The following is a 4,552-nucleotide window of genomic DNA, read 5'->3' as shown; positions in this document are numbered from 1 at the left end:
CGGCCCTCCCTCCCAGGCGCACCTCAGGTCAGGACCTCCGGATGACTCGGACGATTCGCATACGAACGCGCGGGGCGGGCGCCCCGATCGCCCTCGCGGTACCGGGCGTGCTGGCCGTGGCCTTCCTGCTGCTGCCGCTCATCGCCGTCATCGCCGACACCGAGTGGCATCAGCTCTGGCACGACCTCACGAGCCACGACACCGTACTGGCGCTGAAACTCTCCCTCGTGGTCTCGTTCAGCGCGCTCGGCCTCTCCCTGCTGTTCGGCGTGCCCCTGGCCTGGCTGCTCGCGCGCGTGGACTTCCCCGGCAAGACGCTGGTGCGCTCCCTGGTGCTGCTGCCCATGGTCCTGCCGCCCACGGTCGGCGGTGTGGCGCTGCTCCTCGGGTTCGGCAGGCGCGGCCTGATCGGGCCCTTCCTGGAGAACACCTTCGGCATCGTCCTGACCTTCCACACCTCCGGTGCCATCGTCGCCGCCGCCTTCGTCGCGATGCCCTTCCTCGTCATCAGCCTCGAAGGCACCCTCGCGGGGCTGCGGCCCGCCTACGAGGAGACCGCCGCGTCCCTCGGCGCCTCGCCCGTCCGGGTGTTCCTGACCGTCACCCTGCCGATGGTCGCACCGGGGCTCGCCGCGGGCTCCGCCCTCACCTGGGCCCGGGCGCTCGGCGAGTTCGGCGCCACCATCACCTTCGCCGGCAACCTGCCCGGCACCACCCAGACCCTGCCCCTCCAGGTCTACCTGCTGCTCCAGGACTCGCCCGAGGCCGCCACCTCCGTCTCGCTGCTGCTGCTCGTCATCGCCATGGTCGTACTGGTCGCCCTGCGCGGCCGGTGGACCGGCGCCGGGGCGAGCCGGGTCCCCGCACCGCACCAGCGCGAGGAGGAACCCGGCGAAGCCCACACCGCGCCGGCCCCGCCCGTCGAGGACGAGTCCGCGGCGCCCGGCGAGAGCTGGAACCTGCATGCCGACGTCACCGGCTTCAACCGGCTCACCCTGGACGCCGACGGCGGCACCACCATCGCCGTCGTAGGCCCCAACGGGGCAGGAAAGACCACCCTGTTGCGCGCTCTGCTGGGCCTCACCCCGCGCGCCCGCGCCGACTTGCGCCTCGGCGAGCGCGATGTCACCCGGCTGCCGCCGCACAAGCGCGGCGTCGCCTGGGTGCCGCAGAGCGGCGCGCTGTTCCCGCACCTCAACGCCCTCGCCAACACCGCGTACGGGCTGCGCGCCCACGGCGTCGGGCGCGCCGAGGCCCGGCGCAGCGCGCAGCAGTGGCTCGACCGCCTCGCCGTCGGCCACCTCGCCCACCGCAAGCCGCACGAACTCTCCGGCGGGCAGGCCCAGCGCGTCGCCCTCGCCCGCGCCCTCGCCGCCCGACCGCGGCTGCTGCTCCTCGACGAGCCGCTCGCCGCGCTCGACCAGACCACCCGGGCCCAGGTACGGCACACCCTCAGAAGCCACCTCGGGGGCTTCGGCGGGGTCTGCCTGATCGTCACGCACGACCCCGTCGAAGCGGTGTCGCTCGCCGACCGCGTCCTCGTCCTCGACGGCGGCAGGCCCCTCCAGGACGCACCGCCCGCCGAGGTCTCCCGCCACCCGCGTTCGCCCTGGGTGGCCCGCATGCTCGGCCACAACGCCTGGTCGGGCACCTGCCGCGACGGCGCCCTCGACATCGCGCCGGCGGGACGGCTCGTCGTCGCCGAGCCGCCGCCCGAGGGCAGCGCCGCACTCGCCGTCGTCGGGCCCGAGGCCGTCGCCCTGCACCTGCGGCGGCCGGAGGGCAGCCCGCGTAACGTATGGCCCGGCACCGTCCGCGAGATCACCGCTAGCGGGAGCAGGCTCCGTGTCCTCGTCACCTCGGACGAGGTGCCCGACCTGGTGGCCGAGATCACCCCGGCCGCCGCCGCCGAACTCGGGCTCGCCGACGGAGTCCGGGTATGGACCAGCGTGAAAGCCACCGAGGTGACCCTGGTGGCCCTCTGAACGAACCGGAGCCCACCGGGCGCCCACGGTGGGGGACAGGGGAGTGGACCGTGCTGCTGCGCCAACTGGAGTACCTGGTCGCGCTCGCCAGAGAACGCCACTTCGCCCGCGCCGCGGACGCCTGCTTCGTCTCGCAGCCCTCGCTCTCCGCGGGCATACGCAAACTCGAACAGGAACTCGACGTGCCGATCGTCCGGCGCGGCCGCCGCTTCGAAGGGCTCACCCCGGAGGGCGAGCGCGTCCTGCTGTGGGCCCACCGCATCCTCGCCGAGCGCGACGCGCTGCGCCACGAACTCTCCTCACTGCGCGGGGGACTTGTCGGCACCCTGCGGCTCGGCGCCATTCCCACCGCGCTGACCGTCGCGTCGCTGCTCACCACACCGTTCTGCGAACGCCACCCGCGCGTCAGGGTGGTCATCGACTCGCTGCCGTCCCGCGACATCACCCACCGCCTCGCCGAGTTCGAACTCGACATCGCCCTCACCTACCTGGACGACGACAGCCTCGGCAAGGTACGGCGATCACCGCTGTACGAGGAGCGCTACCTGCTGCTCACGCCGAAGGACGGGCCGCTCGCCGGGGAGCGGGAGGCGCAGTGGTCCGAGATCGCCCGGCTGCCGCTCTGCCTGCTCACCCCCCAGATGCGCAACCGCCGCATCATGGACGAGTACTTCGCCGCGGACGGCGTCGGCGCCGTGACACCGTCGGTGGAGACCGACTCCGTCGCCGGACTGTACGCGCACCTGGCGGCAGGCCGCTGGTCCAGTGTCATCTCGCACGCCTGGCTGCACATGTTCGGTGTCCCCGAGGGCATGCGCGTCCTGCCGCTGGCCCGGCCGCACCACGGGCCGCGTGTCGGGCTCGTCATCGCCGACCGTCGTCCCGAACCCCTGCTGGCCCGCGCCCTGCTGGACACCGCCAGGGAGGCCGGGGTCCGCGAGGCGCTCGACCGGCTGCTCGACGTCTACCTCCAACAGGGCTGAAAGCGGCGGGCGTTGGCGCGCTGTCCACCATGCGCGTGAGCGCGGCCCGTCGGGCACGGAGGGGTGGGCCCAACCACGGGAGGCAGGGCGGCGTCGTCCTGGGCCACGGTGGACGGCCGACGCGGTGCTACGGGTACAGGGCCGGCCCGCCGCCCCGCCTGGGGTGATAGACGCGGGCTATCCCCGTACAGGCACTTTCACTTTGACCCCGCCGACGGCAGCCGCCACCGTGGAGACACGTTCCCGAAACACACTGATGAGGAGCCTGCCATGGCGAAGGTGCTGTGCGTGCTGTACGACGACCCGGTCGACGGATACCCGACCACCTACGCCAGGGACGACATCCCGACGATCACCAGCTACCCCGGCGGTCAGACGGCGCCCACACCGGAGGCCATCGACTTCACGCCGGGCCGGCTCCTCGGCAGTGTCTCCGGCGCCCTCGGGCTGCGCGACTGGCTGGAGTCCCTCGGCCACACGCTCGTCGTCACCTCCGACAAGGACCGCGAGAACTCGGTCTTCGACCAGGAACTCCCCGATGCGGACATCGTCATCTCCCAGCCGTTCTGGCCCGCCTATCTGACGGCCGAGCGGATCGCGAAGGCCAGGAACCTCAAGCTCGTCGTCACCGCGGGCATCGGCTCCGACCACACCGATCTCGACGCGGCCGTCGCGCACGGCCTCACCGTCGCCGAGGTCACCTTCTCCAACAGCATCAGCGTCGCCGAGCACGTCGTGATGATGATCCTCTCGCTCGTGCGCAACTACCTCCCCTCGCACCAGTGGGTGCTGGACGGCGGCTGGAACATCGCCGACTGCGTAGCCCGCAGTTACGACCTGGAGGGCATGCACGTCGGCACGGTCGCCGCCGGCCGCATCGGCCTCGCGGTGCTCCGCCGCCTCGCGCCGTTCGACGTCAAGCTCCACTACACCGACCGCCACCGGCTGCCCTCGGACGTCGAGCGCGAGCTCAACCTGACCTGGCACGACAGCGCGGAGGCGATGGTCCCGCACTGCGACGTTGTCACCATCAACGCACCGCTGCACCCCGAGACCGAGGGCCTGTTCGGCGACAAGCTGCTCTCCACCATGAAGCGCGGCACCTACCTCATCAACACCGCCCGCGCGAAGATCGCCGACCGGGACGCCGTCGACCGCGCGCTGCGCAGCGGGCAGCTCGCCGGTTACGCCGGCGATGTGTGGTACCCGCAGCCCGCCCCCGCGGACCACCCCTGGCGCACCATGCCGCACCACGGCATGACACCGCACATCTCCGGTTCGTCCCTCTCCGCGCAGGCCCGCTACGCGGCCGGCACCCGGGAGATCCTGGAGAGCTTCTTCGCCGGCCGGCCGCTGCGCGACGAGTACCTCATCGTGGACGCGGGGGCCCTCGCGGGCGCCGGCGCGCCCTCGGACGCCGTCAACTCGTGACGCCCGCCCGCTGATCCGCGACACCCCCGCGCACGGGAGCCACCGCCCCGGCGGGGGGGGCCCCCCCCGGGGGGGCCCCCCCCCCCGGCCGCGGGGGGGGGGGCCGGGGGCGGGGCGCGCTTTTCCCCCCCCCCCCGCCCCGCCCCCCCCCGC

3 protein-coding genes are annotated in these 4,552 nt (G+C 73.3%); all 3 read left to right on the top strand.

The features are described from left to right. Positions 1-41: 41 nt before the first annotated feature. Positions 42-1,985 (top strand): ABC transporter permease, encoded by a 1,944-nt coding sequence (locus LCE31_RS37220; RefSeq protein WP_225022482.1) that lies wholly within the window; start codon positions 42-44, stop codon positions 1,983-1,985. Positions 1,986-2,035: 50 nt separating this feature from the next. Continuing rightward, positions 2,036-2,968, top strand: a complete 933-nt coding sequence (locus LCE31_RS37215) for a LysR family transcriptional regulator (protein WP_225022480.1) — start codon at positions 2,036-2,038, stop codon at positions 2,966-2,968. A gap of 270 nt (positions 2,969-3,238) precedes the next feature. Next, complete coding sequence (locus tag LCE31_RS37210) at positions 3,239-4,399, top strand: NAD-dependent formate dehydrogenase (protein ID WP_225022478.1); 1,161 nt, start codon at positions 3,239-3,241, stop codon at positions 4,397-4,399. Positions 4,400-4,552 lie beyond the last annotated feature (153 nt).

The sequence above is a fragment of the Streptomyces sp. 8L genome (genome assembly GCF_020176795.1).
Classification (GTDB): Bacteria; Actinomycetota; Actinomycetes; order Streptomycetales; family Streptomycetaceae; genus Streptomyces.
This window is presented reverse-complemented; position numbering and strand designations above follow the sequence as displayed.